The 22119-nt window shown below is 68.0% G+C and carries 21 protein-coding genes and 1 pseudogene; 15 read left to right on the plus strand and 7 right to left on the minus strand.

The features are described 5' to 3' along the window. The first annotated feature begins 121 nt into the window (after positions 1–121). The 6 genes from WS92_RS04565 to WS92_RS04590 all read left to right on the plus strand — a co-directional run bounded on the left by WS92_RS04565 (position 122) and on the right by WS92_RS04590 (position 5763). Positions 122–970 (plus strand): ABC transporter permease, encoded by an 849-nt coding sequence (locus WS92_RS04565; protein ID WP_006029052.1) that lies wholly within the window; start codon positions 122–124, stop codon positions 968–970. 4 nt (positions 971–974) lie between these two features. Further along, positions 975–2003 carry an ABC transporter ATP-binding protein gene (locus WS92_RS04570; protein ID WP_006029051.1) on the plus strand — a complete coding sequence of 343 codons (1029 nt, stop codon included), beginning with the start codon at positions 975–977 and terminating at the stop codon, positions 2001–2003. Between the two features lie 40 nt (positions 2004–2043). After that, a complete protein-coding gene (locus WS92_RS04575; protein ID WP_015602743.1) occupies positions 2044–3132 on the plus strand; it encodes an extracellular solute-binding protein in 1089 nt (362 codons plus the stop codon). 10 nt (positions 3133–3142) lie between these two features. Continuing rightward, positions 3143–3970 (plus strand): ABC transporter permease, encoded by an 828-nt coding sequence (locus tag WS92_RS04580; protein ID WP_059933646.1) that lies wholly within the window; start codon positions 3143–3145, stop codon positions 3968–3970. Beyond that, entirely contained in the window at positions 3951–4496 is a 546-nt protein-coding gene (locus tag WS92_RS04585) for an SLOG cluster 4 domain-containing protein (protein WP_059933295.1), read from the plus strand. The genes WS92_RS04580 and WS92_RS04585 overlap by 20 nt, the downstream gene beginning before the upstream one ends. A 67-nt stretch (positions 4497–4563) precedes the next feature. Then, a complete protein-coding gene (locus WS92_RS04590; protein ID WP_009914233.1) occupies positions 4564–5763 on the plus strand; it encodes a porin in 1200 nt (399 codons plus the stop codon). 59 nt (positions 5764–5822) lie between these two features. On the opposite strand, the gene WS92_RS04595 is transcribed toward WS92_RS04590, so the two are convergent. Further along, positions 5823–6785 (minus strand): sugar-binding transcriptional regulator, encoded by a 963-nt coding sequence (locus WS92_RS04595; RefSeq protein ID WP_059933292.1) that lies wholly within the window; start codon positions 6783–6785, stop codon positions 5823–5825. 34 nt (positions 6786–6819) lie between these two features. Continuing rightward, positions 6820–7314 (minus strand): ribose 5-phosphate isomerase B, encoded by a 495-nt coding sequence (gene rpiB, locus WS92_RS04600; protein WP_059933289.1) that lies wholly within the window; start codon positions 7312–7314, stop codon positions 6820–6822. A gap of 238 nt (positions 7315–7552) precedes the next feature. On the opposite strand from rpiB, the gene WS92_RS04605 reads away from it, so the two are divergent. The 7 genes from WS92_RS04605 to dhaL all read left to right on the plus strand — a co-directional run bounded on the left by WS92_RS04605 (position 7553) and on the right by dhaL (position 14778). Next, positions 7553–9070, plus strand: a complete 1518-nt coding sequence (locus tag WS92_RS04605) for a sugar ABC transporter ATP-binding protein (RefSeq protein WP_059933287.1) — start codon at positions 7553–7555, stop codon at positions 9068–9070. After that, the gene (locus WS92_RS04610) at positions 9067–10056 is read left to right on the plus strand and encodes an ABC transporter permease (RefSeq protein ID WP_006029043.1); all 990 of its coding nucleotides are present in this window, start codon (positions 9067–9069) and stop codon (positions 10054–10056) included. Before WS92_RS04605 ends, WS92_RS04610 begins: the two co-directional genes overlap by 4 nt. 31 nt (positions 10057–10087) lie before the next feature. Continuing rightward, on the plus strand, positions 10088–11116 hold the full coding sequence (locus WS92_RS04615; protein ID WP_059933283.1) for a substrate-binding domain-containing protein: 1029 nt from the start codon (positions 10088–10090) through the stop codon (positions 11114–11116). Between the two features lie 11 nt (positions 11117–11127). Next, entirely contained in the window at positions 11128–11898 is a 771-nt protein-coding gene (locus tag WS92_RS04620) for an SDR family oxidoreductase (RefSeq protein ID WP_006029041.1), read from the plus strand. A gap of 78 nt (positions 11899–11976) precedes the next feature. Continuing rightward, the gene (locus WS92_RS04625) at positions 11977–13113 is read left to right on the plus strand and encodes an MDR/zinc-dependent alcohol dehydrogenase-like family protein (protein WP_059933279.1); all 1137 of its coding nucleotides are present in this window, start codon (positions 11977–11979) and stop codon (positions 13111–13113) included. A gap of 4 nt (positions 13114–13117) precedes the next feature. Next, a complete protein-coding gene (locus tag WS92_RS04630; RefSeq protein WP_059933275.1) occupies positions 13118–14122 on the plus strand; it encodes a dihydroxyacetone kinase subunit DhaK in 1005 nt (334 codons plus the stop codon). Further along, complete coding sequence (gene dhaL, locus WS92_RS04635; protein WP_015603110.1) at positions 14119–14778, plus strand: dihydroxyacetone kinase subunit DhaL; 660 nt, start codon at positions 14119–14121, stop codon at positions 14776–14778. Before WS92_RS04630 ends, dhaL begins: the two co-directional genes overlap by 4 nt. A gap of 19 nt (positions 14779–14797) precedes the next feature. On the opposite strand, the pseudogene WS92_RS36350 reads toward dhaL, so the two are convergent. The 4 genes and pseudogenes from WS92_RS36350 to WS92_RS04650 form a co-directional block, all read right to left on the minus strand. After that, a pseudogene (locus WS92_RS36350) lies at positions 14798–14893 on the minus strand (N-acetyltransferase); the annotation flags it as partial. 63 nt (positions 14894–14956) lie between these two features. After that, positions 14957–15340 (minus strand): DUF6232 family protein, encoded by a 384-nt coding sequence (locus WS92_RS04640; protein WP_059933272.1) that lies wholly within the window; start codon positions 15338–15340, stop codon positions 14957–14959. A gap of 258 nt (positions 15341–15598) precedes the next feature. Continuing rightward, positions 15599–15859, minus strand: coding sequence for a DUF2866 domain-containing protein (locus WS92_RS04645; protein ID WP_006029036.1), 261 nt, complete (start codon positions 15857–15859; stop codon positions 15599–15601). 207 nt (positions 15860–16066) lie between these two features. Further along, positions 16067–17215: a porin gene (locus WS92_RS04650; RefSeq protein ID WP_006029035.1), complete on the minus strand. Its 1149-nt coding sequence runs from the start codon at positions 17213–17215 to the stop codon at positions 16067–16069. 303 nt (positions 17216–17518) lie between these two features. On the opposite strand from WS92_RS04650, the gene WS92_RS04655 reads away from it, so the two are divergent. Next, a complete protein-coding gene (locus WS92_RS04655) occupies positions 17519–18328 on the plus strand; it encodes a MetQ/NlpA family ABC transporter substrate-binding protein (RefSeq protein ID WP_006029034.1) in 810 nt (269 codons plus the stop codon). 194 nt (positions 18329–18522) lie between these two features. Here WS92_RS04655 and WS92_RS04660 read toward each other — a convergent pair whose 3' ends face one another. Continuing rightward, positions 18523–19638, minus strand: a complete 1116-nt coding sequence (locus tag WS92_RS04660; protein ID WP_009914239.1) for a succinylglutamate desuccinylase/aspartoacylase family protein — start codon at positions 19636–19638, stop codon at positions 18523–18525. Between the two features lie 269 nt (positions 19639–19907). On the opposite strand from WS92_RS04660, the gene WS92_RS04665 reads away from it, so the two are divergent. After that, positions 19908–22031, plus strand: a complete 2124-nt coding sequence (locus WS92_RS04665; RefSeq protein WP_061083807.1) for an acyltransferase family protein — start codon at positions 19908–19910, stop codon at positions 22029–22031. Positions 22032–22119: the final 88 nt, after the last annotated feature.

The following is a 22119-nucleotide window of genomic DNA, read 5'->3' on the forward strand; positions in this document are numbered from 1 at the left end:
TTTTTTTCATGACGATGCCATGTCGCGCGCCCACACTGGCGGCCGTCGTCGCGATCCGCGCAACGCCTGCCCCGGCGGGCGTTTCGCGTGACGCTTCCTTTCGTCGCCCGTGAGTGCCGCCATGCGTCCATCCACCACCGCCGAGCTTGCCGGCGGTATTCCGTTTCGTCGCAGCAAGCGCCGCCCGTCGTTCGGCGCCATCGTCGTCAACGGCGTCGTCGCGCTGTTCGCGCTGTATCTGCTGATGCCGATCGTGCTGCTGCTGATCGGATCGGTCGGGCAGAGCTGGACGAACACGCTGCTGCCCGTCGGCTTCACGTGGCGCTGGTTCGCCGAACTTGCCGCCGATCCGAGCTTCCGGCGCGCGTTCGGCGTGAGTTTCGTCGTCGCGCTCGCGTGCTGCGCGCTCGACACGGTGGTCGGCGTGCCGCTCGCGTATGCGCTGCATCATCGCGCGCTTCGCGGCCGCGGCATGGCCGCGCGCGTCGTGATGCTGATGCCGGTCGGCGTGCCGGCGCTCACGCTCGGCTTCGGCTACATCGTGGTCTTCGGCTCAGACGCGCTGCCGTGGCTCGGCACGCTGCCGCTGATGATCGCCGCGCATGCGGTGCTGACGCTGCCGTATCTGCTGCAGACACTGTTGAGCGATCTGCGCCACCTCGATCTCGCGAAGCTCGAAGCCTGTGCGGCGACGCTCGGCGCGCCGCCGCTGCGGCAGTTTTTCACGATCGTGCTGCCGAACTTGCGGCAGAGCCTCTTTTCCGGGCTCGTGATGGTCGCGGCGCTGTCGATCGGCGAGTTCCAGGTATCGAACCTGATTGCCGGCTTTCGCTACCGCAATTTCCCCGTCGTGCTGCTGCAGGCGTTCTACGGCGCGTCCGGCATTGCCTGCGCGGCGACCGTCGTGCTGCTGCTGCTCGCCGTATTCGCGACGCTCGCGTCGATCCACACCGTGCAACGACTGAAGTGAAGCCATGAGCCTCGAATTCGACAACGTCAGTTTCAGATACCCCGGCGCGGCGCACGGCGTCGACGCCGTCACGCTGCGCGCGCAGCCGGGCGAGCTGCTCGCCGTGATCGGCCGCAGCGGTTCCGGCAAATCGACGCTGCTGCGGCTGAGCGCGGGCCTCCTCGACGGCTACGCCGGGCGCATCGCGATCGGCGGCGCCGACATGGCGGGCGTGCCGGTGTGGCGGCGCGAGGTCGGCATGGTGTTTCAGCAGTACGCATTGTTTCCGCATCTGTCCGTCGCCGACAACGTCGCGTACGGGCTGCGCATGCGCGGCGTCGCGGCCGCCGAGCGCCGGCGGCGCGCGCTCGAGATGCTCGAGCGCGTCGGCCTCGCCGCGCATGCGGCGCGCAGCACGACGCAACTGTCGGGCGGCCAGCAGCAGCGCGTGGCGCTTGCCCGCGCGCTCGTGATCGAGCCGGCGCTGCTGCTGCTCGACGAGCCGCTCGCCGCGCTCGACGCGGGCATCCGGCATCAATTGCGCGACGAGATCCGCGCGCTGCAGCGCGCGTGCCGCGCGACGACGCTCTTCGTCACGCACGATCAGGATGAGGCGCTCAGCATGGCGGATCGCGTCGCGATCGTCGACGGCGGGCGCGTGCTGCAAGTGGGCACGCCGCGCAGCCTGTACGAGCGGCCGGTATCCGCGCAAGTCGCGCGCTTCATCGGCCATTCGACGATCCTGCGCGGCCGCGTGCAATCGAGCGGTACGGTCGACGTGCGCTTCGCGACGCTGTGCGCGGACACGGGCGCGCATCAGCCGGGCGCGGAAGTCGCCGTGCTGGTGCGCCCCGAGCACGTGGAGCCCGATCCGCCCGCTCAGCGCGTGAACCGCATTGAAGGCGCGCTGGGCGAAGTCCGCTACTTCGGCGCGACGCATCGCTACGACTTCGTGCCGCATGGCGCGGCGCATCCGCTGCTGTGCGAGGGCCGCGTGCTCGCCGCGCGCGGCGTCGCGATCGAGCCGCGCCATCTGCTCGTGCTGCCCGCGTAGGGCAGCGCGCAATGATTGTTTCGTTCAACGGAGATTCACGATGTCTGCAAGTCGATCATTTCTGACGGCGCTGCGCCGCGCCGCGCTCGCGTTCGGCATGTGCGCGACGCTCGCCGCGAACGGCGCGTCCGCCGCGCCGCTCTATGCGGGCGAAGACACGCTCTATGCGAAGGCCGCCGACGAGGGGCTCGTCGTGTCGTTCGACACCGGCCCCGAATGGGCGAACTGGAAGGCGCTGTTCGCGGAGTTCCGCAAGCGCTATCCGAAGATCGAGCTCACGTACAACGACATCGGCTCGGCGGCGACGGTCGTCGCGCTCGACAAGTCGCGCCGCCGTCCGCAGGCGGACACCGCGTACTATTTCGCGGCATCGGCGCTCGACGCGGCGGGCAAGGACGTCGTCGCGCCGTTCAAGCCGATCAACTTCGACAAGCTCCCACCCGTGTTTCGCGAAGCCGACGGCCGCTGGTTCACCGTGCATTCGCTGAACGTCGCGTTCCTCGTCAACCGCAAGCTCGTGAAGAACGTGCCGCAACGCTGGTCCGATCTGCTCAAGCGCGAGTACAAGAACGCGGTCGTCTATCTCGATCCGCGCTCGACCGGGCAGGGGCAGGTGGTCGTGTTCGCGGCGGCGTCCGCGCTCGGCGGCGGCGTCGACAATCCGAAGCCCGGCGCGGAGTTCTTCGGAAAACTGAAGAATGCGGGCAACGTGCTGCGCGTCGAGGGCACGACGCCGTATGCGAAGTTCGTCAAGGGCGAGATCCCGATCCTGATCGGCTACGAGAACGACGGCCTGAAGGCGAAGTACGCGGACGGCATGGGCGACGCCGTCGACGTCGTGATTCCGCAGGACGGCAGCGTGTCCGCGCCGTATGCGATGAGCCTCGTGAAGAACGGGCCGAATCCCGCTGCCGCGCAGCTATGGTTGAACTTCGTGATGAGCGACGCCGGCCAGGCGCTGTTCGCGCGCGGCTACGTGCGGCCCGCGGTGCCGGGCGTCGCGCTCGCGCCCGACGTCGCGGCGAAGATGCCGAACGCGCCGCAGGTGCGCCCGCTCGACGTCGCGAAGGCCGCCGCGCGCAAGGCCGAAGTCGACAGGCTGTGGTCGCAGGCGGCGCTTGGCCAGTAAGGAGCGCGACGTGCAACGATCGTCTCTCGAACGCGGCCTGTTGCGCCGCTTCGGCGCGGCGCCGGCGGGCGGGCTGCTTGCGCTTTTCTTCGTGCTGCCGCTCGCCGCGCTCGTGAGCGCGGCGTTCGCGGAAGGCGGCCGCGCGTTCGCCGCCGTGCTGCGCGACCCGCTCGTCGGCGACGCGATCGGCCGCTCGCTCGCGCTCGCGGTCGGCACGGGCACGCTGTCGACGTGCGTCGGCGTGCCGCTCGCGCTGGCGCTTGCCGATCAGACGCCCGCGCGGCGCCGCTGGTCGCTCGCACTGCTCGGCGTGCCGCTTGCGTTTTCCGGGCTCGTGATCGCGTATGGCTTCATCCTGACGTTCGGCCGCGCGGGCTTCGTCACGACGCTGCTCGCCGGCTTCGGCGCGGATGCGGCGAAGGTTGGCGGCATGATCTACACGACGTTCGGCCTCGTCGTCGCATATGCGTACTACCTGATTCCGCGCGTCGCGCTGATGCTGTTTCCGGCATTCGCGAATCTCGACCGCAGGCCGCTCGAAGCGGCGATGTCGCTCGGCGCGAAGCCGTGGCGCGCGTGGCTCGACGTCGCGTGGCGCGAGCTGTGGCCGTCGGTCATGGCCGCGTGGTGCCTCGTCACGGCGATCGCGCTCGGCACGTACGGCACCGCGCTCGCGCTCGCCGGCACGCAGATCAACATCCTGCCGCTGCTGATGTACCTGAAGCTGTCCGACGGGCAGACCGATTTTTCGCAGGCCGCCGTGCTGTCGATCGTGTTGACGGCGCTGTGCACATGCGTGCTCGCGATGGGGGAATACGTTGGGCGACGACATCACTGAACGCAAGCCGGATGCGGACGACGCGCTCGCGCGCGTCGCGCTGCGCCAGCGGGGGCCGCGCCGCCATCTGATGCCGGTCGGCCTGATCGGGCCGCGCGACGCGACCGGCGAGCAGTTGCGCATCGCCGAGGCGATCGCGCACGCGCTCGCCGCGACGGGGCTCGCGATCGTCGGCGGCGGCAAGGGCGGCGTGATGGAGGCGGCGGCGCTCGGCGCGCGGCGCGCAAACGGGCTTGCGATCGGCCTGTTGCCCGAGGACGACGCCAACGGCGCGAATCCGCATCTGAGCATCGCGCTGCCGACGGGGCTCGGCATCACGCGCAACGCGCTGATCGCGCGCGCGTCGCTGTGCCTGATCGCGGTCGGCGGCGGGCTCGGCACGCTGTCCGAGATCGCGCTCGGCCTGCAGTGGGGCAAGCCGGTCTTCACGATTTGCGATGCGCCGCAGGTGGCGGGCGTCGAGAACTTCGACGCGCTCGATCCGCTGCTCGCGCGCGTCGCGCAGTGGCTCGCCGATTCGGCGTAGCCGCATCGGGGTTTGGGGGAATGAAGGCGCTTCATTCGTTTGATTCTATTTGGAAGGAATCCTATTCATGAAAAAGGCGGCAGCAGCATTGCTGGTGACGGGGAGCGTGTGCGCCGGCGCGCATGCGCAAGGCACGGTGACGCTCTACGGGATCGTCGACGCGGGGCTCGGCTATACGAGCGACCAGCGCGTCGCGCAGAGCAAGGGGGCGCTCGGCTCGCCCGTCAGCTACCGGAATGAGTCGAGCTACAGCTTCGCGAGCGGCACCTGGTCGGGCAGCCGCTGGGGGCTGAAGGGCAAGGAGGATCTGGGCGGCGGCCTCGCAGCCGTGTTCCAGCTCGAGAACGGCTTCAACATCGGCACCGGACAGGCGGGGCAGGGCGGGCGGATGTTCGGCCGGCAGGCGTGGATGGGGCTGTCGAGCGAACGCTACGGGACGCTCACGATGGGCCGCCAGTACGATCCGATCGTCGACTTCGTCGGCACGATCAGCGCGGGCACGTTCCTGACCGGCATGGGCGCGCATCCGGGCGACCTCGACAACATCGACAACCAGGCGCGCGAGAACAATTCGATCAAGTACGTGAGCCCGAAGTTCGGCGGCCTCACGTTCGGCGCGCTGTACGGCTTCGGCAATCAGGCGGGCAGCGTGAAGAACCAGAGCACGTGGAGCGTCGGCGGCCAGTACGTGAACGGGCCGTTCTCGCTCGGCGCCGCGTACCTGTATGCGACGAACGCGTATGGCGCGAACGGCGGCGCGTGGACGGGCTCGTACGACGGCACGTTCGCTTCGTCGATCAACGAAGGCTTCGCATCGGCGAAGAGCATGCAGATCGTCGCGGCGGCGAGCACCTATCAGATCGGCGCGGTGACGCTCGGCCTGTCGTACAGCAACACGCAGTACAAATCCGGCGCGTTCTCGACGTTCAACGGCACCGCGACGTACAACTCGATCGGCGGCACCGTGTCGTGGCAGGCGACGCCCGAGCTGCGCGTCGCGGCGGGCTACGATTTCACGCGCGGCAGCTCGATCGACGGCCAGTCCGCGCCGAAATACCATCAGGTGAACTTCGCGTCGTACTACTACCTGTCGAAGCGCACCGCGCTGTATGGTCTCGTCGGCTATCAGAAGGCGAGCGGCAAGACGCTCGACGCGTACGGAAACGTCGTCGCGGCGACGGCGTCGGTCGGCGACGTCGGCAACGGCATCTCGTCGGCGGGCGATACGCAGACGCTCGTGCGCATCGGCGTGCGCCACACGTTCTGACGCGCGCTGCGCGCGAGCGCCGGCCGCTTCGCGCAGGCGGCCGGCGCGTGAAACGCGCGTTATTCCGCGGTCGCCGTCTCGGTCGCCTGCGCGAGGCTCAGCACCGTCTGCGCGATCGACTGCGTCGTCGCGAGCGTGTTGATCACGCCGGCGCGCAGCGCGCCGAGAATGCCCGTCGCCTTCGTCGGCTCGCTCGCGGTCGCGATCACGTTCGGAATCCGCTTCAGGTCTTCGAGCGTGAGCCCGATCACGCGGCCGCGCAGCATCGTCGTCGCCGGGCGGCCGTGGATGTCGATGAAGTCGTAGCCCATGATGTCGCCGACGGCGCCCGCGCGCTTCGCCTCCGCCATCTCCTCGGGCGTGAACCAGCCCATGCGGACCATGTTGCTGTCCTCGAGGATGTCGCCGATGCCGACGAGCGCGATCGATGCGCGGCGCGCCTTGTCGAGCGACTGGCGCACGACGTCGTTCTCGAGCAGCGCGGTGAAGAGCTGCGGATCATTGACGAGCGCGGGCGCGTACAGCGTCTCGCTCTCGCCGCCGAAGCGCGCGGCGAGGCGCCGGCAGATGTGGTCGGCGTTCATCGTCTCGCCGCCGCGATACGAGCCGCCGATCGCGGAGACGAACGAGCAGTTGCGCTGCGTCGTCGATACCGCATGCCGCGACACCGCGCTCACGTTGCGGCCCATGCCGACCGCGACGATCGTGCCGTCCGCGAGCACGCGGTCGAGATAGCTCGCGACGAGCCCCGCGAGCAGCTCGCGCTGGCTGTCCTGATCCTTGTGATCGACCGAGATGATCGCGCGCTGGATGCCGAAGCGCTTGACGAGTTCCTGTTCGAGATCCTGCACCGCGCGCGGATGATGGCGCACGCGAATCTCGACGATGCCCTCCTCGATCGCGCGCTTGAGCAGCCGGCCCACCTTCGGGCGCGAGATCGCGAACTTCTGCGCGAGTTCTTCCTGCGTCAACCCGTCGACGTAATAGCACTTCGCGAGTTGCGTGAGTTCTTCGTTCGTCATGTCGTTATCGAGTGGAGCGGCGCGCCGCGCGGCGTCATGAACCGCAGTGCGCGTCGTTCGGGCCGGCCTGGGTGAGGTCCGCCCGGCGTTCGTAGTCGGCGATCCGCTGCACCTTCGGCTGCGAGCGGCCGCCGTCGAATTCTGCCCTAAGCCACGCGTCGACGATGCTGTTCGCGAGCTCGGTGCCGATCACGCGCGCGCCCATCGTGATGATCTGCGCGTCGTTGCTGCGCCGCGCGCGCTCGGCCGAGTAGGTGTCGTGGCACTGCGCCGCGCGGATGCCCGGCACCTTGTTCGCGGAGATCGCGACGCCGATGCCCGTGCCGCACAGCAGGATCGCACGGGCAAACTCGCCCGTAGCGACGCGCTGCGCGACTTCGATCGCGATGTCGGGGTACAGCACCGCCTCGTCCGCGCTGTGCGTGCCGAAGTCGGTCAGCTCGACTTCGGGATGCGCCGCGCGCAGGTGCCGCTTGATCGACTCCTTGAGCGCGTAGGCCGCTTCGTCGCAGCCGATCGCCACTTTCATGGTGGACCTCCGGAGGGCAGGGTGAATGCGCAAATGCACAGGGTTGAGCAATTATAACGACCTGTCTGAACATTTGGCAAAGGGCGAAATTTTGATCACACGGTACGTCGAATCGATAATTTTCTTGAAAATCAAACGAATAGAACGTGATTTGTGGTTGTGATTAGCGTTTACCAGTAATTGACACTCGAAAAAACCGATGATTACCATGCGATCACGCTGTATCAAATCATCGTGAATGAGCAAAAGTTCATTCGTCATCCGGGATACGACAGTGACTCCTGTTCTGCTCGAAGCAAGCCAGGTAGCGAAGCGGTTCAACGGCGTGAGCGCGTTGCGCGACGGACGCCTGAGCCTCGCGGCCGGGCGCGTGCATGCGCTGTGCGGCGGCAACGGCACCGGAAAATCCACGTTCCTGAACATCCTGATGGGGCTCCTGCGCCGCGACGAGGGCACGATCCGGCTGAACGGCCGCGACGTCGATTTCGCGTCGCCCGCCGAAGCGCTCGCGAGCCGGATGGCGATCATCACGCAGGAGCTGTCGCCGGTGCCGGGGATGACGGTCGCCGAGAACCTGTATCTCGGGCGCGAGCCGACCCGCGCGCGCGTCGTCGTCGATTTCCGCACGCTGAAGCGCCGCGCGCAGGATCTGCTCGACCGCCTCGGCTTCGCGATCGACGCGGGCGCGCCGATGTGGCGGCTGAGCCTCGCGCAGACGCAGCTCGTCGAGATCGCGAAAGCGTTCAGCCACGATTGCCAGGTGATGATCATGGACGAGCCGACGTCCGCGATCGGCGAGCGCGAGACCGAGACGCTGTTCGCCGCGATCCGCAACGTCACCGCGCACGGCACCGGGATCATCTACGTGTCGCATCGGCTGAGCGAGCTGTTCGACATCGCCGACGACTACACGGTGTTTCGCGACGGCGCGTACGTCGAGAGCGGCCGCCTCGCCGACATCGATCGCGCGCATCTCGTGCGGGCGATCGTCGGCCGCGAGATGCCCGTCGTCGACAAGGCGCGCCGGCCCGCGCACGGCGAGCCGTGCCTGAAGGTCGCGGGCCTCGCGCGCGCGGGCGAGTTCGAAGACGTGAGCCTCGACGTGCGGCGCGGCGAGATCCTCGGCATCTACGGGCTGATGGGCTCGGGCCGCAGCGAATTCCTCAATTGCGTGTACGGCCTGACGCGGCCCGACGCGGGCGCCGCGACGCTCGACGGCAAGCCGCTGCCGCACGGCGAGCCAGCGCGGTCGATCCGCGCGGGCATCGCGCTCGTCACCGAGGACCGCAAGGATTCGGGCCTCGTGCTGTCCGGCAGCGTGCAGGAGAACATCGCGATGGCCGCGTACCGTCGCCTGTCGCGCGGCGGCGTGATCCGGCGCTCGCTCGTGCGGCGGCTCGCGCAATCGATGGTCGAGCGGCTGCGGATCAAGGCCGCTTCGCTGCGCATGCCCGTATCGGCGATGAGCGGCGGCAACCAGCAGAAGGTCGTGCTCGCGAAATGCCTGTCGACCGAGCCCATGCTGCTGCTCTGCGACGAGCCGACGCGCGGTATCGACGAAGGCGCGAAACAGGAGATCTATCGGCTCCTCGACGCGTTCGCGCGCGACGGCGGCGCGGTGATCGTCGTGTCGTCGGAGGCGCCCGAGCTGCTGTATCTGAGCGACCGGATCGCCGTGTTCAAGGGCGGCCGCGTCGCCGCCGTCCGCCCGGGCGACGGCGCCACTCAGGAATCCCTGCTCCATCTCGCCTCATGAACAAGACCATGAACACTCAGACCCTGTCCCGTCTCGGCGCGGCGCCCAGGCGCGTCAACGTCGCGGAGCTCGCGAGCCGCTTCGGCATCCCGATCATCTTCGTCGCACTGTGCGTCGTGCTCGCGTTCGCGAGCCCGTACTTCCTCACGTGGCGCAACTGGAGCGACATCCTGCGGCAGACGTCGATCAACGGCATTCTCGCGATCGGCATGACATACGTGATCCTGACGAAAGGCATCGACCTGTCGGTCGGCTCGGTGCTCGCGCTCGCCGGCATCGTGAGCGGTCTCGCCGGCGCGGCGGGGCACGGGCTCGCGGCGTCGCTCGCGGTCGGCATCGCATGCGGCGCGGCGCTCGGCGCGATCAACGGCGTGACGATCGCGCGCTTCAATGTGCCGCCGTTCGTCGCGACGCTCGGCATGCTGAGCGTCGCGCGCGGCGTCACGTACATCGTCAACGACGGCAGCCCCGTCGCGAACCTGCCCGACGATTATCTGTCGCTCGGCATCGGCAAGCTCGGCCCGCTCGGCATGCCGGTGCTGATCTTCGCGGCGGTCGCGCTCGCGTGCTGGTGGGTGCTGCGCTACACGACGTACGGCCGCTATCTGTATGCGGTCGGCGGCAACGAGAAGAGCGCGCGGACGTCCGGCATCGGCGTGCGCAAGGTCGTGTTCTCGGTGTACGTCGTGTCGGGCGCGCTCGCCGGCCTCGCGGGGATGATCCTCGCCGCGCGCACGACGTCCGCGCTGCCGCAGGCGGGCGTGTCATACGAGCTCGATGCGATCGCGGCCGTCGTGATCGGCGGCACGAGCCTGTCGGGCGGACAGGGCGGCGTCGTCGGCACGCTGTTCGGCGCGTTGTTGATCGGCGTGATCAACAACGGGCTGAATCTGCTCGGCGTGTCGTCGTATTACCAGCAGATCGCCAAGGGACTCATCATCGTGCTGGCCGTGCTCATCGACGTGGCCCGCAAACAGCAGCGCTGACGCAGCGCATTCCTACCCGGAGGAGACGACAATGCAAACACGAAAGACCTGGTTCGGCCGCATCGCGGCGGCCGCGGCGCTCGGCGCGACGCTCGCGATCATGGCGGCGGGGGGCGCGGTGCACGCGGCGAGCGGACCCTATCGCGTCGGCGCGGCGGTCTACGGGATGAAAGGCCAGTTCATGCAGAACTGGGTGCGCGAGATCAAGGCGCATCCCGCGGTGAAGAGCGGCGCCGTGCAGCTCACGGTGTTCGACGGCAACTACGACGCGCTCACGCAGAACAACCAGATCGAGACGATGCTCACGCAGCAGTACAGCGGCATCCTGTTCGTGCCGATCGACACGAAGGCGGGAATCGGCGTGGCGACGCGCGCGGGGGCGTCGGACACGCCGCTCATCGCATCGAACACGATGCTAGCGACGCCGAAGGTGCCGTACATCGGCAACGACGACGTCGAGGGCGGCCGCCTGCAGGCCGAAGCGCTCGCGAAGCGGATCGGCGGCAAGGGCAGCGTCGTGATCATCCAGGGGCCGATCGGCCAGTCCGCGCAGATCGATCGCGAGAAGGGCGAGATGGAGGTGCTCGCGAAATATCCGGGCATCAAGGTGATCGAGAAGAAGACCGCGAACTGGTCGCGCGCGGAAGCGATGAACCTGATGGAAGACTGGCTCAACGCGCATCCGAAGCAGATCAATGGCGTGATCGCGCAGAACGACGACATGGCGCTCGGCGCGCTGCAGGCGATCAAGAATCGCGGGCTCACGCCGAAGGACATTCCGATCACGTCGATCGACGGGATGCCCGACGCGATCCAGGCCGCGAAGCGCGGCGAGATCACGACGTTCCTGCAGGACGCGCAGGCGCAGTCGCAAGGCGCGCTCGATCTGGTGCTGCGGCAGCTCGTCGGCGCGAGCTACAAGCCGCAGTCGGTGATCTGGCAGCGCTACGCGAAGGATCTGAAGTGGGACGGCGGCACCGCGAAGCGCTACATCCTGCCGTGGGTGCCCGTCACGCCGGCGAACGCCGATCAGTTGTACAAGCAGGTCACGGGCGGTTGAGGGCGGCGGCCATGACGAATCTCTGGGACAGGGCGTTCGATCTGACGGGGCGCGTCGCGCTCGTGACGGGCGGCGCGGCGGGCATCGGGCACGCGTGCGCGCAATTGCTCGCGCAGCGCGGCGCGAGCGTCGCGCTCGTCGATCGGCATCCCGAGACGATGCGGATCGCGGCGACGCTCGAAGGCGGCGCCGCGCGCCATAGCGGCATGTCGCTCGACTTGCGCGATTGCTCGGCCGCGCAGGCGGCGGTCGAGCTTGTCGCGTCGCGCTTCGGCGGCGTCGACATGCTCGTCAACAGCGCGGGCGTCGCGCTGCTCGACAAGGCGCTCGACGTCGGCGAGGCCGCGTGGGACGCGACGATGGCGATCAACGTGAAGGCGTCGTTCTTCGTCGCGCAGGCGGTCGCGCGGCAGATGATCGCGGGCGGCCGCGGCGGGCGGATCGTCAATCTCGCGTCGCAGGCGAGCGTCGTCGGCCTCGACCGGCATGCCGCGTATTGCGCGAGCAAGGCCGCGATCGTCGGGATGACGAAGGTGCTCGCGCTCGAATGGGCGCCGCACGGGATCACCGTGAACGCGGTGTCGCCGACGATCGTCGAGACCGAGCTCGGCAAGCAGGCGTGGGCGGGCGAAGCCGGCGAGCGCGCGAAGCGCGAGATCCCGGCCGGTCGCTTCGCGCAGCCGGGCGAGATCGCCGCGCTCGTGCTCTATCTGCTGAGCGACGCGGCCGCGATGATGACGGGCGAGAACGTCGTCATCGACGGCGGCTACACGGTGCGCTGAAGCGGCGGCGGGCCGCGCGGCGGCCGCCGTCATTGCCGGAACTCCGGAACCGATCGACCAATACTCAGGAGACGTTGGATGTCACAGATAGCCGAAGCGCCGCCGCAACGCGCGGCCGAGCGCAGCGATGCGCCCGCGCTGCCCGCCACGATGCGCGCCGTGGTCTGCCACGGCCCGCAGGACTACCGCCTCGAACAGGTGCCGGTGCCGAAGCCGGGGCCGGACGAGATCCTGACCGAAGTGGAGCGCGTCGGCATCTGCATGGGCGACATCAAGACGTTCCGCGGCGCGCCGTCGTTCTGGGGCGACGCGGTGCAGCCGCGCTACGTGAAGCCGCCGATGATTCCCGGCCACGAGTTCGTGTGCCGCGTCGTCGCGCTCGGGCCGCTCGCCGAGCGGCGCGGCGTGAAGGTGGGCGAGCGCGTGATCTCCGAGCAGATCGTGCCGTGCTGGGGCTGCCGCTTCTGCGGGCACGGCCAGTACTGGATGTGCCAGAAGCACGATCTGTACGGATTCCAGAACAACGTGCACGGCGCGATGGCCGAGTACATGATCTTCACGAAGGAGGCGATCGTGCACCGCGTGCCCGATTCGATCCCGACCGACGAGGCGATCCTGATCGAGCCGCTGTCGTGCTCGCTGCACGCGGCCGATCGCGCGGACGTCGGCTTCGACGACGTGGTCGTCGTCGCGGGCGCGGGCACGCTCGGGCTCGGCATCATCGGCGCGGTGCGGCTGCGCCATCCGAAGAAGCTGATCGTGCTCGACATGAAGCCGGAGCGCGCGGCGCTCGCGCTCAGGATGGGCGCGGACGAAGTATGGAATCCGGGCGAGGAGAACGTGATCGAGAAGATCCGCGCGATCACCGAAGGCTACGGCTGCGACATCTACATCGAGGCGACCGGCCACCATCGCGCGGTCGGCCAGGGGCTCGCGATGCTGCGCAAGCTCGGCCGCTTCGTCGAGTTCAGCGTGTTCAACGACGACGCGAGCGTCGACTGGTCGATCATCGGCGACCGCAAGGAGCTCGACGTGCTCGGCTCGCATCTCGGCCCGTACATGTACCCGCGCGCGATCGAGTTCATCGCGTCGCGCAAGATCGACGTGCGCGGCATCGTCACGCACACGTTCCCGCTGTCGCGCTTCGCCGACGCGTTCGCGGTGATGGAGCGCGGCGAGCAATCGTTGAAGGTCGTCCTGGATCCGCGAGGTTAACTGCATGAATCGTGTCATCAATCATCCCGACTATGTCGTCGAGGACATGCTGCGAGGGATCGTCGCCGCGCATCCGGCGCTCTCGCTCGACGCCGACAACCCGCGCGTGATCGGCGTTGCGAAGCCGGTGCCGGGCAAGGTCGGCGTCGTCACGGGCGGCGGCTCGGGGCACGAGCCCGCGTTTCTCGGCTACGCGGGGCCGGGGCTCGTCGATGCGGTGGCGGTCGGCGAGATCTTCTCGTCGCCGACCGCGAAGAGCTTTCTCGACGCGTTCCGGCGCGCCGATCGCGGCGCGGGCGTCGCATGCCTGTACGGCAACTACGCGGGCGACAACATGAACGTGAAGATGGCGGTCAGGATGGCGGCCGCGCAGGGCATCGACGTGAAGACCGTCGTCGCGAACGACGACGTCGCGTCGGCGCCGCGCGACGAGCGCGCGAAGCGGCGCGGCGTCGCGGGCGAGATCCTGATGTGGAAGGCGGGCGGCGCGAGGGCGGCGGCGGGCGGCGATCTCGACGCCGTGGTCGCGAGCGCGAAGAAGGCGATCGACAACACGCGCTCGGTCGGCATCGGCCTGTCCGCGTGCACGATTCCGGCGAACGGCAAGGCGAACTTCCACATCGCCGACGGCGAGATGGAAGTCGGCATCGGTCATCACGGCGAGCACGGCGTGCGCGTGATGCGCACGGTGAGCGCGAAGGACATGGCCGCGATGATGCTAGACATCGTGCTGCCGGATTTCCCGCTCGAACGCGGCGAGGAGGTGGCGGTGCTCGTGTCGGGGCTCGGCGCGACGCCGCTGATGGAGCAATACATTCTGTACGCCGAAGTAGCGGAACGGCTCGCGGCGGCGGGGCTGAAGATCGGTTTTCGCCTCGTCGGCAATCTGTTCACGTCGCTCGAGATGATGGGCGTCACGCTGACGATCACCCGGCTCGACGACGAGCTGAAGCAACTGTTCGCCGCGCCGTGCAGCAGCATCGGCCTCACCGTGGGAGAACGCGCATGAATACCGCCACCGTTCAGCGCCTGCCGCTCGCCGGCGCGGGTTTCGTCGTGCGCGAACTCGTCGACGTGATCCAGCGCAATCGCGATCACCTGTCCGAAATCGATGCGGCGATCGGCGACGGCGATCACGGCATCAACATGAGCAAGGGCTTCGGCCAGTGTGGCGCGCGGCTCGACGCGCGCGGCGCGACGAGCCTGCCGGATGCGCTCGACGTGTTGTCGACGTCGCTGATGGACGGGATCGGCGGATCGATGGGACCGCTTTACGGCAGCTTCTTCCTGGATTTCGCCGCGGCGCTCAAGGGGCGCGACACGCTCGACGCGGCGCTGTTCGGGCAAGCGTTGTCCGCGGGGTTGGCCGGCGTGCAGGCGATCAGCGATGCGAAGGTCGGCGACAAGACGCTGATCGACACGCTCGCGCCCGCCAATGCCGCGTTTCACGAGGCGCTGCGCGCGGGCGACGATTTCCGGCACGCGCTCGCCGCGATGAGCGCGGCCGCCGAGCGCGGCAAGGAATCGACGCGCTGGCTGCAGGCGAGGATCGGGCGCGCGTCGAGGCTCGGTGAGCGGTCGGTCGGCACGCTCGATGCGGGTGCGGCGTCGTGCTGCCTGATTCTGTGCAGCATCGCGAGCTCGATCGGCGCGCGGTTGACCTGAAAACGGGCAGGCCGCTGCGTCAGCGCACGAGCGTCTTGCGGAAGAACACGATCCGCTCGGTCTCGCCGAAGCCGAGTGCGCGGTGCAGCGCATGCGACGCGGCGTTCTCGGGCGGCCGGCTCGACGAACACGCGTGCGAGGGCGCGGCGCGAATCGTGAAAGAGGGCGGGAGGGTGCGTCAAGCTGCCGCGGTTGCCGCGCGTGCGGCGTTCACCGTGTGCACGACGCGCTCGACGAAATCGCGGTCGACGCTCATGAGCGCCTCGTGCTTGCCGTCCGGCATGTCGACGATCAGCCGGTGCGTGACGTCCTGCGTCGTCCATGCAAGATAGCCGACGACAACGAGCATCACGCCCGCGACGAGCAGCGCGCCCGAACCGAACGTGCCGCCCGCGGCCGCGGCGGCGGCGCCGGTCAGCGAGATCGCGCACGGCACGATCTTGTTCTTCCTGACGGTGCGAACCTCGACGCCGCGGATCTCGCGCAGTGCGAAAATTTGCCCTGCGGCGGACAGGCTGTTGCGCGTGACCGTGACGCCGCGTTCGTTGAAGGCGTTTTCCATCAAAAAGGGTGTGAATCGAAAACGCGCAGCGTAGCAGATTTGACCGACGTATGAACGGGACCCGGCGACGCACGGATCGAGACCGAAGACGAACGGCGCGGCAGGCGGCCGGGAAATAAACGGTAATAAAGCGAAAAAAGCGACAGCAATGATCGTCGGCCGGCTCTTCGCGCGATCGGGCCGAATCGCGTCTTGCCGCATCGCGCGTCGTTATGGTACGGCTTGCGCGCCGCGGGCGCGGCGAACGCCTGCGCGCGGTCAGTACAGCGCGGTGCCGCCTTCGTACAGGCGGCCGGGCACGTGCGACGCGACCGCCTCGGCGATTTCCGCCTCGGTGCTCTCGGCCGGCACGATGCGCCGACGCGCGGGCGCATCGAGGTGCATCGTCCATTCGACGAGCCGGTATGGGCGCCCCCACGGGCGCTGCATCGCGATCGACACGCGGCAGCTTTGCACCGGGAACGCGTGCTCGTGCGTGAGTAACGTGCGCAGGCTGCTGAAAACGGTATCTTCGACCATCGTTTCCTCCGATCCTGTCTTGCGTTGGACGGTCTTCGCCGCCGCAATCCGGATAAAAAAAAGCCGCCGATGCTCAGGCGGCCAACAGGGGGGGTGTGAGCATCCTCTCAACCCAGAATTAAGCGAAACTTAAAAGCGGCAAAAAAAACGCCCCGCGCGAGGCGGGGCGTTTTTGCCGTAGTGTGCCGCGAGTTGTCGAGCGAATGCTCAGAACTTGTGGCGGATACCGACGCGTGCGGCGAACTGGTTCTTCGAACCCGTGCCCGACGTGTTGAAGTAGCTCGTGCTCGAGCCGATCTGCGCTTGCAGGTTGTTGCCCGACGCTTCCTGGTAGATCGCGAGCAGGTACACGTCCGTGCGCTTGCTGAGCGCGTAGTCGAGCGCGCCGTTGACCTGGTTCCAGTGGCCCGAGTTCGCACCCGACACGCGCGAGTACGTGTAGCCGACGCCGGCCGACAGCGCCGGCGTGAACGCGTACTTGCCGCCCGCTTCGTATGCGTTGTACGTCGTGCTGCCGCCCGTGACCGGCTCGAGGCGCGTGTTCGTCCACAGCGCCCAGAGGGTTGCCGGGCCCCAGATGTAGCGGCCGCCGACGCCGAAGCTGCGCAGGTCGCGCACGTTGCTGATCGTCAGGTTCGCGATGTTGGTCGTGAACGCAGGCGTCGCCTGGCCCGGATAGCGGATGTCGGTGTACGCGGCGCCCAGGCCGATCGGGCCGTTCGCGTAGTTCAGGCCGAAGCTGTATGCGCGCGACGAGCCGGGCGTCGTCGTCGTGCCGTTCGTCGTCGCCGGCGCGCCCGCGAACGACGTCGAGTTCGAGAAGCCGTACAACGCGCCGAACGTGAAGCCCGCGTAGTTCGCGCTCTGGAACTTCACCGCATTGTTGATGCGGCTCGACGTCAACTGGTCGATGTCGTTCACGTGGTACGCGTAGTTGCCCGCGACCGTATTGCCGCCCGTCGAGTAGTTCGAGCCGAGGATGTCGGTCGTGAACGAGTACTGGCGGCCGAACGTCAGCGTGCCGGCGTCCTTGTGCGACAGGCCGACATAGGCCTGGCGGCCGAAGATCGCGCCGCCCTGGCCGATCGTGCCGTTGCCGCTGTTGAAGCCGTTTTCGAGCACGAAGATCGCCTTCAGGCCGCCGCCGAGGTCTTCGGCGCCGCGCAGGCCCCAACGGCTGCCCTGGGCGATGCCGTCGTCGTACTTGAAGAGCTTGCTGCTGCCGCCTGCGCTCTTGCTGTGGTTCACGTAGCTGACGCCGGCGTCGATGAGGCCGTACAGCGTCACGCTGCTTTGTGCGTGTGCCGCGCTCGCGGTTGCGGCGAGGATAGCGGTGGTCAACAGTTTCTTGTTCAAGGCAAATCTCCGAGCAGTAAGAATGTTTGCGGTTCCGCGGCGCTCTTTAAGGCGTTTGGAAGGGGAACGGAAGCGCACTGTATCGACGGGGCGCTTAATGAATATGACAATTGCTGTCATGTTCACAGTGTGTCGCGCCCACGCCACACGTGATGATGGCGATTTGCGCCGGCCGCGTTATGCCGATTTCGCTGGTTGATTGACCGGGCGCAGGAATATATGTATGAAAATTGCTTGGTTTGTCCGTTCGGCGCCACATGCGACGATGCGCGCTTTCCACATGACGGGATGCGAGGACAAGCGATGCAACGATTTGCTTCGATCATCCGCCGGGCGGCCGGCGGCGCAGTGCTGGCGATCGCCGCGACGCTCGCGCATGCGGGCGGCCCGGCGCTGAAGATCGGCACGATGAGCGGCCCCGACGCGCAGATCTGGGCGGAAGTCACGAAGGTCGCCGCGCGCGACGGGCTCGCGATCAAGGTGATCGAATTCAACGATTACGTGCAGCCGAACGCGGCGCTCGACGCGGGCGACCTCGACGCGAACGGCTTCCAGCACCAGCCGTTCCTCGACAGCCAGATCAGGCAGCGCGGCTACCGGATCGTGAACGTTGGGCTGACGTACACGTCGCCGATGGGGTTCTATTCGAAGAAGCTCAAGTCGCTGAAGGATCTGCCCGTCGGCGCGAAAGTCGGGATCCAGAACGATCCGTCGAACGGCAATCGCGCGCTCCTGCTGCTGCAGAAGTACGGCATCGTCAAGCTGAAGCCGGGCGCCGGCGCGAACGGCGTGAACGCGACGCCGCTCGACGTCGCCGAGAATCCGAAGAAGATCAAGCTCGTCGAGCTCGACGCCGCGCAACTGCCGCGCGCGCTGCCGGACCTCGACGCGGCGTCGATCAATACCGACTACGCGGTGAAGGCGGGGTTGTCGCCGGTGAAGGACGCGATCGCGATCGAGGATCTGAAGGGCCCGTATGCGAACCTGATCGCCGTGCGCGCGCAGGACAAGGACAAGCCGTGGGTGAAGAAGCTCGTCGCCGCGTACGAATCGGACGACGTGCGCAAATTCATCGAAACGAAATTCAACGGCGCGATCATTCCGGCGTTCTGACGAACAGGCCGACAGGGGCGGACGGCGCGCTGCGCGCGTCCGAAGACGCGGCGGCGCGTGCGGGTGGGCGATCGCTCACCGCGGCATCCGGCCGCGGCTTGCCGCGTGCGGCCACGATCCATCGCGATCCGCTGCGATCCGCCAGGACCCGCCGCGGATCGCCACTGCTTTGCGACGGACGCCGACTGGTCCGTTCAGGCCGACAGCAGCGACCCGGTGCGGATCGGCGTCGCGCCGGCGATCCGCGCGACTTCCATCCCGGCCGTCGCGAAACGCGCGATCTGCCGCGCGTACAGCACGCCGGACACGCTGCTCTTCAGCGTGACGACGCGATCGGTCAGCGGATCGACGATGTCAGCCACGTCCTGGCCCGCCTCGATCCACACACCCACCGGCGTGCGGAACACGATCACGCCCGACACCGGCGCGACGAGCGGATCGGTGCCCGCGAGCGGTGTTGCCGCGAATTCGAGCGGCGGCTGCGGCGCGGGCGTGCCATCGATCGCGCCGCGCAGCGTCAGGTATTCGACAATCGCCTGCGCGTCGTGCTCGGCGAGCTCGTACGACACGTCGCGCTCGCTGCGCAGCTCGACCGTCACCGAGATCGTGCCGTTCGGGATCGGATGGCGCTCGCCAAAGCGGCTGCGCAACTCGGACCAGCAGAAGCTGTGGATCTCGTCGAACGGATTGCCGACCGAGTTCAGCGCGAGCAGCGACGCCTTCGCGCCCAGATAGCGCGACAGCGGCTCGACGTTTTCCCACAGGTCCGGATTCGTGTAGATGTGCATCACCGCGTCGCAGTCGCAGTGCAGGTCGAGCACGATGTCGGCGTCGTACGACAGACGCTGCAGCGCGAGCCGCTGCGATTCGAGCTCGGTGCGCGGCTTCTGCTCGGCGAGCGCCTCGCCCATCGCGCGTCGCACGGCGGCGAGGTTCGCGCTTGCGTCGTGCGTGAGGTGCCCTTCGATGCGCGGGATCACGAGCGCGGCGAGGTCATGGAAATTGCGGTTGAAGTTCTGCATCGAGCCGAGCTCGAAGCGGCCGAGATGATCGCCGAACACGTGCTGCGCGAGGCCGATCGGGTTCGCGACCGGCACGACGACGATCTCGTCGCGCAGCCTGCCCGCCGCCTCGAGCACCGCGAGCTTGCGGCGCAACAGCGTCGCGACGAGCATGCCGGGCAGTTCGTCCGCGTGCAGCGACGCCTGGATGTACACCTTCTTCCCGCTGCGCGGGCCGTAATGAAAACTCGTGATGTGGCGCGCCGTGCCGACGGCCGGCGAGATCAGCGGATGGGTCTGCGTTTGCATGATGGGAGGCAGCGGCGCAGCCGCCGCGGCGTCGTTCGATGTCGGTGAATGAACGATTGTACGTGGATCGTCGCGGCTGCACCAAGCTTGTGCCGGCCGATTGCGGTTTTTCTGCTCGATCAATGACTTGCGTCGAAGTCGGCGCACGCGCCGGATCAAAATTATGACGATTTTTTAATCGATACACTGTTTGCCGCAGCACGTGTGGGGCGTCGATTTTTTTCGCCGCGCGAACCGCGGCGGCTCAGGCTCGGCCGAGGATCGATCCTATGTCAGTGAGCGAATTGCAGTGGCCGGGCAGCCGGGCCGGCGAGCCCGTCGCGCGCGGAAAAACCGCCTATCTGCCGTACATCGACGGTCTGCGCGCGTGGGCGGTGCTGTCCGTCATGCTGTATCACCTGGACGCGCGCTGGCTGCCAGGCGGGTTTTCCGGCGTCGACATTTTTTTCGTGATTTCCGGTTTCGTCGTGAGCGCGTCGGTTGCGGACCGCGGGTCGATGTCGTTCGGGCAATTTCTTTTGTTTTTCTACGCGCGGCGCATGCGGCGGATCCTGCCCGCGCTCGTCGCGGTCCTGCTCGCGACCGCGCTGATCTCGACGCTCTTCATTCCGGCGTCCTACCTGAGCGACCGGAACCGGACGACCGGGCTGCTCGCGTTCTTCGGCTTGAGCAACGTGATCCTCGGCGCGCCGGGCGGCGATTATTTTTCGCCGAAGGCCGAATTCAATCCGTACACGCATACATGGTCGCTCGGCGTCGAGGAGCAGTTCTATCTGCTGTTCCCGCTGCTGTTCCGGACGTGGCTCGCGGGCGGGAAGCGCCGATACGTGTCGACCGCGCTGTTCGCGGCGGGGCTTTGCGCGTCGCTGGCGTGGAGCGTCTGGACAGGCCCCGCGAAGCACGCGCAAGCGTTCTACCTGATCTTCGGGCGCTTCTGGGAACTCGCGGCGGGCGTGCTGCTGTATCAGTGCGTCGCGCGCTTCGGCCGCTCGCCGGGCAAGCCGGCGGCGCGCGCGGCGGCGGCTTTCGGGATCGGAGCGGGCCTGTGGGCGTCGGCGATTGCGGTGCTGGCCGGATGCGTCGCATCGAAGCCGGCGCTTTATCCGTTTCCCGGCGCGATCGTGCCCGTCGCCGGCACGCTCGGGCTGCTCGGCCTGCTGCACGGGCGCGCGCGTGCGGGCCCGATCGCCGCGGTGCTCGAGCACCGCGCGCTGCGGTTCGTCGGCAGGATGTCGTATTCGCTCTATCTGTGGCATTGGCCGGTCTTCGTCGTGTTCCGCTGGACGGCCGGGCTCGATTCGGCAGGCAGCAAGGCGAGCGCGCTGCTCATGGCGTTCGCGCTGGCGAGCGCGTCGTACCGTTTCGTCGAGACGCCGTTGCGGCGCGGCGCGGCGGCGCGCCGCGCGCCTCGCTTCGCCGTGCTCGCGTGGGGAGCGGGCGCGATGGCGGCGGGCGCGGCGTTCTCGTCGATGCTGGCCGTCGCGCAGCCGCAGCTCTCGCTCAGCACGGTCGCGCGGCATCGGCTCGACTGGTATCCGTACGGCATCGATACGAACGCCGCGTATCCGGGATGCGTCGCCGACGTCGACGAGCGCGACGTGAGCGGCGGCAAGCTATGGATCTACACGCGCAAGCATTGCGGCCGGCCGCCGGAAAGCAGGCATCGCCTGTTCGTGATAGGCGATTCGCACGCGATGGCGTATGCGGGCATGTTCAAGCAGTTCGTCGTGCGCACGGGCATCACGGTCTATTCGTACAACAACGCGGGCTGCCCGTTCGTCAGCCTTCAGCCGTGGCGCGAGCGCGGCGATCCCGGGTGCCGCCGGTACGGCGACGCGGCGCAGAACGACATGCTGTCGAGACTCGAGCCGGGAGACGTCGTGTTTCTTCCGTCGCTTCGGCTGCCACGGCTCGTCACGCAATGGGCGTTCGTCGGCGACGACGACGCGCACCGGCTGTCGTTCGGCCGCGAGGCGGCGCAAGCGCGCGAACGGGCGATTGCCGATGCGATTGCCGTGTTGGGGGACATCGAGCGAAGAGGCGCGCGGATCGTGCTGGAAGCGCCGCCGCCCGTGTTCCGGACGGTGCCGTACCGCTGCTCGGACTGGTTCAATCGGCGCAATGCGATCTGCGCGCGCGGCCCGCTCATCAGCCGCGGCGAGATCGACGCGCTGCGGGCGCCCGTGCTGGCGGCATACGCGCGGATCGCGGCGCACGTGCCGGACGTTCGTGTATGGGATCCGCTGCCGCTTCTGTGCGGCGAGAGGACGTGCTCCGCGTATGACGGCGCGCGGCCGCTGTTTTTCGACGGCGATCACATCAGCGGTTATGGCAACCTGCGCGTGCTGCCGGGTTTCGAGGCGTTCATGCGCGCGTTGATGGAGGCTGCGTAGCGGCTTGGCCGGCCGGGGGCGGCAATCGCATGAAAAAAACGGGCTTCGCCGCGAAGCGAAGCCCGTTCCCGCCGCGACCGCGGCGCGC

The organism is Burkholderia sp. MSMB1588 (genome assembly GCF_001546925.1).
In the GTDB taxonomy this organism is placed as follows: domain Bacteria; phylum Pseudomonadota; class Gammaproteobacteria; order Burkholderiales; family Burkholderiaceae; genus Burkholderia; species Burkholderia humptydooensis.

Bases quoted from the DNA above. Each gene is read 5' to 3' on its own strand.
- WS92_RS04665 (WP_061083807.1), top strand. From the start codon at position 19,908: ATGTCAGTGAGCGAATTGCAGTGGCCGGGCAGCCGGGCCGGCGAGCCC.
- WS92_RS04620 (WP_006029041.1), top strand. From the start codon at position 11,128: ATGACGAATCTCTGGGACAGGGCGTTCGATCTGACGGGGCGCGTCGCG.
- WS92_RS04605 (WP_059933287.1), top strand. From the start codon at position 7,553: ATGAGCAAAAGTTCATTCGTCATCCGGGATACGACAGTGACTCCTGTT.
- WS92_RS04655 (WP_006029034.1), top strand. From the start codon at position 17,519: ATGCAACGATTTGCTTCGATCATCCGCCGGGCGGCCGGCGGCGCAGTG.
- WS92_RS04590 (WP_009914233.1), top strand. From the start codon at position 4,564: ATGAAAAAGGCGGCAGCAGCATTGCTGGTGACGGGGAGCGTGTGCGCC.
- WS92_RS04575 (WP_015602743.1), top strand. From the start codon at position 2,044: ATGTCTGCAAGTCGATCATTTCTGACGGCGCTGCGCCGCGCCGCGCTC.
- rpiB (WP_059933289.1), bottom strand. From the start codon at position 7,314: ATGAAAGTGGCGATCGGCTGCGACGAAGCGGCCTACGCGCTCAAGGAG.
- WS92_RS04625 (WP_059933279.1), top strand. From the start codon at position 11,977: ATGTCACAGATAGCCGAAGCGCCGCCGCAACGCGCGGCCGAGCGCAGC.
- WS92_RS04645 (WP_006029036.1), bottom strand. From the start codon at position 15,859: ATGGTCGAAGATACCGTTTTCAGCAGCCTGCGCACGTTACTCACGCAC.
- dhaL (WP_015603110.1), top strand. From the start codon at position 14,119: ATGAATACCGCCACCGTTCAGCGCCTGCCGCTCGCCGGCGCGGGTTTC.
- WS92_RS04630 (WP_059933275.1), top strand. From the start codon at position 13,118: ATGAATCGTGTCATCAATCATCCCGACTATGTCGTCGAGGACATGCTG.
- WS92_RS04610 (WP_006029043.1), top strand. From the start codon at position 9,067: ATGAACAAGACCATGAACACTCAGACCCTGTCCCGTCTCGGCGCGGCG.
- WS92_RS04660 (WP_009914239.1), bottom strand. From the start codon at position 19,638: ATGCAAACGCAGACCCATCCGCTGATCTCGCCGGCCGTCGGCACGGCG.
- WS92_RS04565 (WP_006029052.1), top strand. From the start codon at position 122: ATGCGTCCATCCACCACCGCCGAGCTTGCCGGCGGTATTCCGTTTCGT.
- WS92_RS04570 (WP_006029051.1), top strand. From the start codon at position 975: ATGAGCCTCGAATTCGACAACGTCAGTTTCAGATACCCCGGCGCGGCG.
- WS92_RS04640 (WP_059933272.1), bottom strand. From the start codon at position 15,340: ATGGAAAACGCCTTCAACGAACGCGGCGTCACGGTCACGCGCAACAGC.
- WS92_RS04615 (WP_059933283.1), top strand. From the start codon at position 10,088: ATGCAAACACGAAAGACCTGGTTCGGCCGCATCGCGGCGGCCGCGGCG.
- WS92_RS04595 (WP_059933292.1), bottom strand. From the start codon at position 6,785: ATGACGAACGAAGAACTCACGCAACTCGCGAAGTGCTATTACGTCGAC.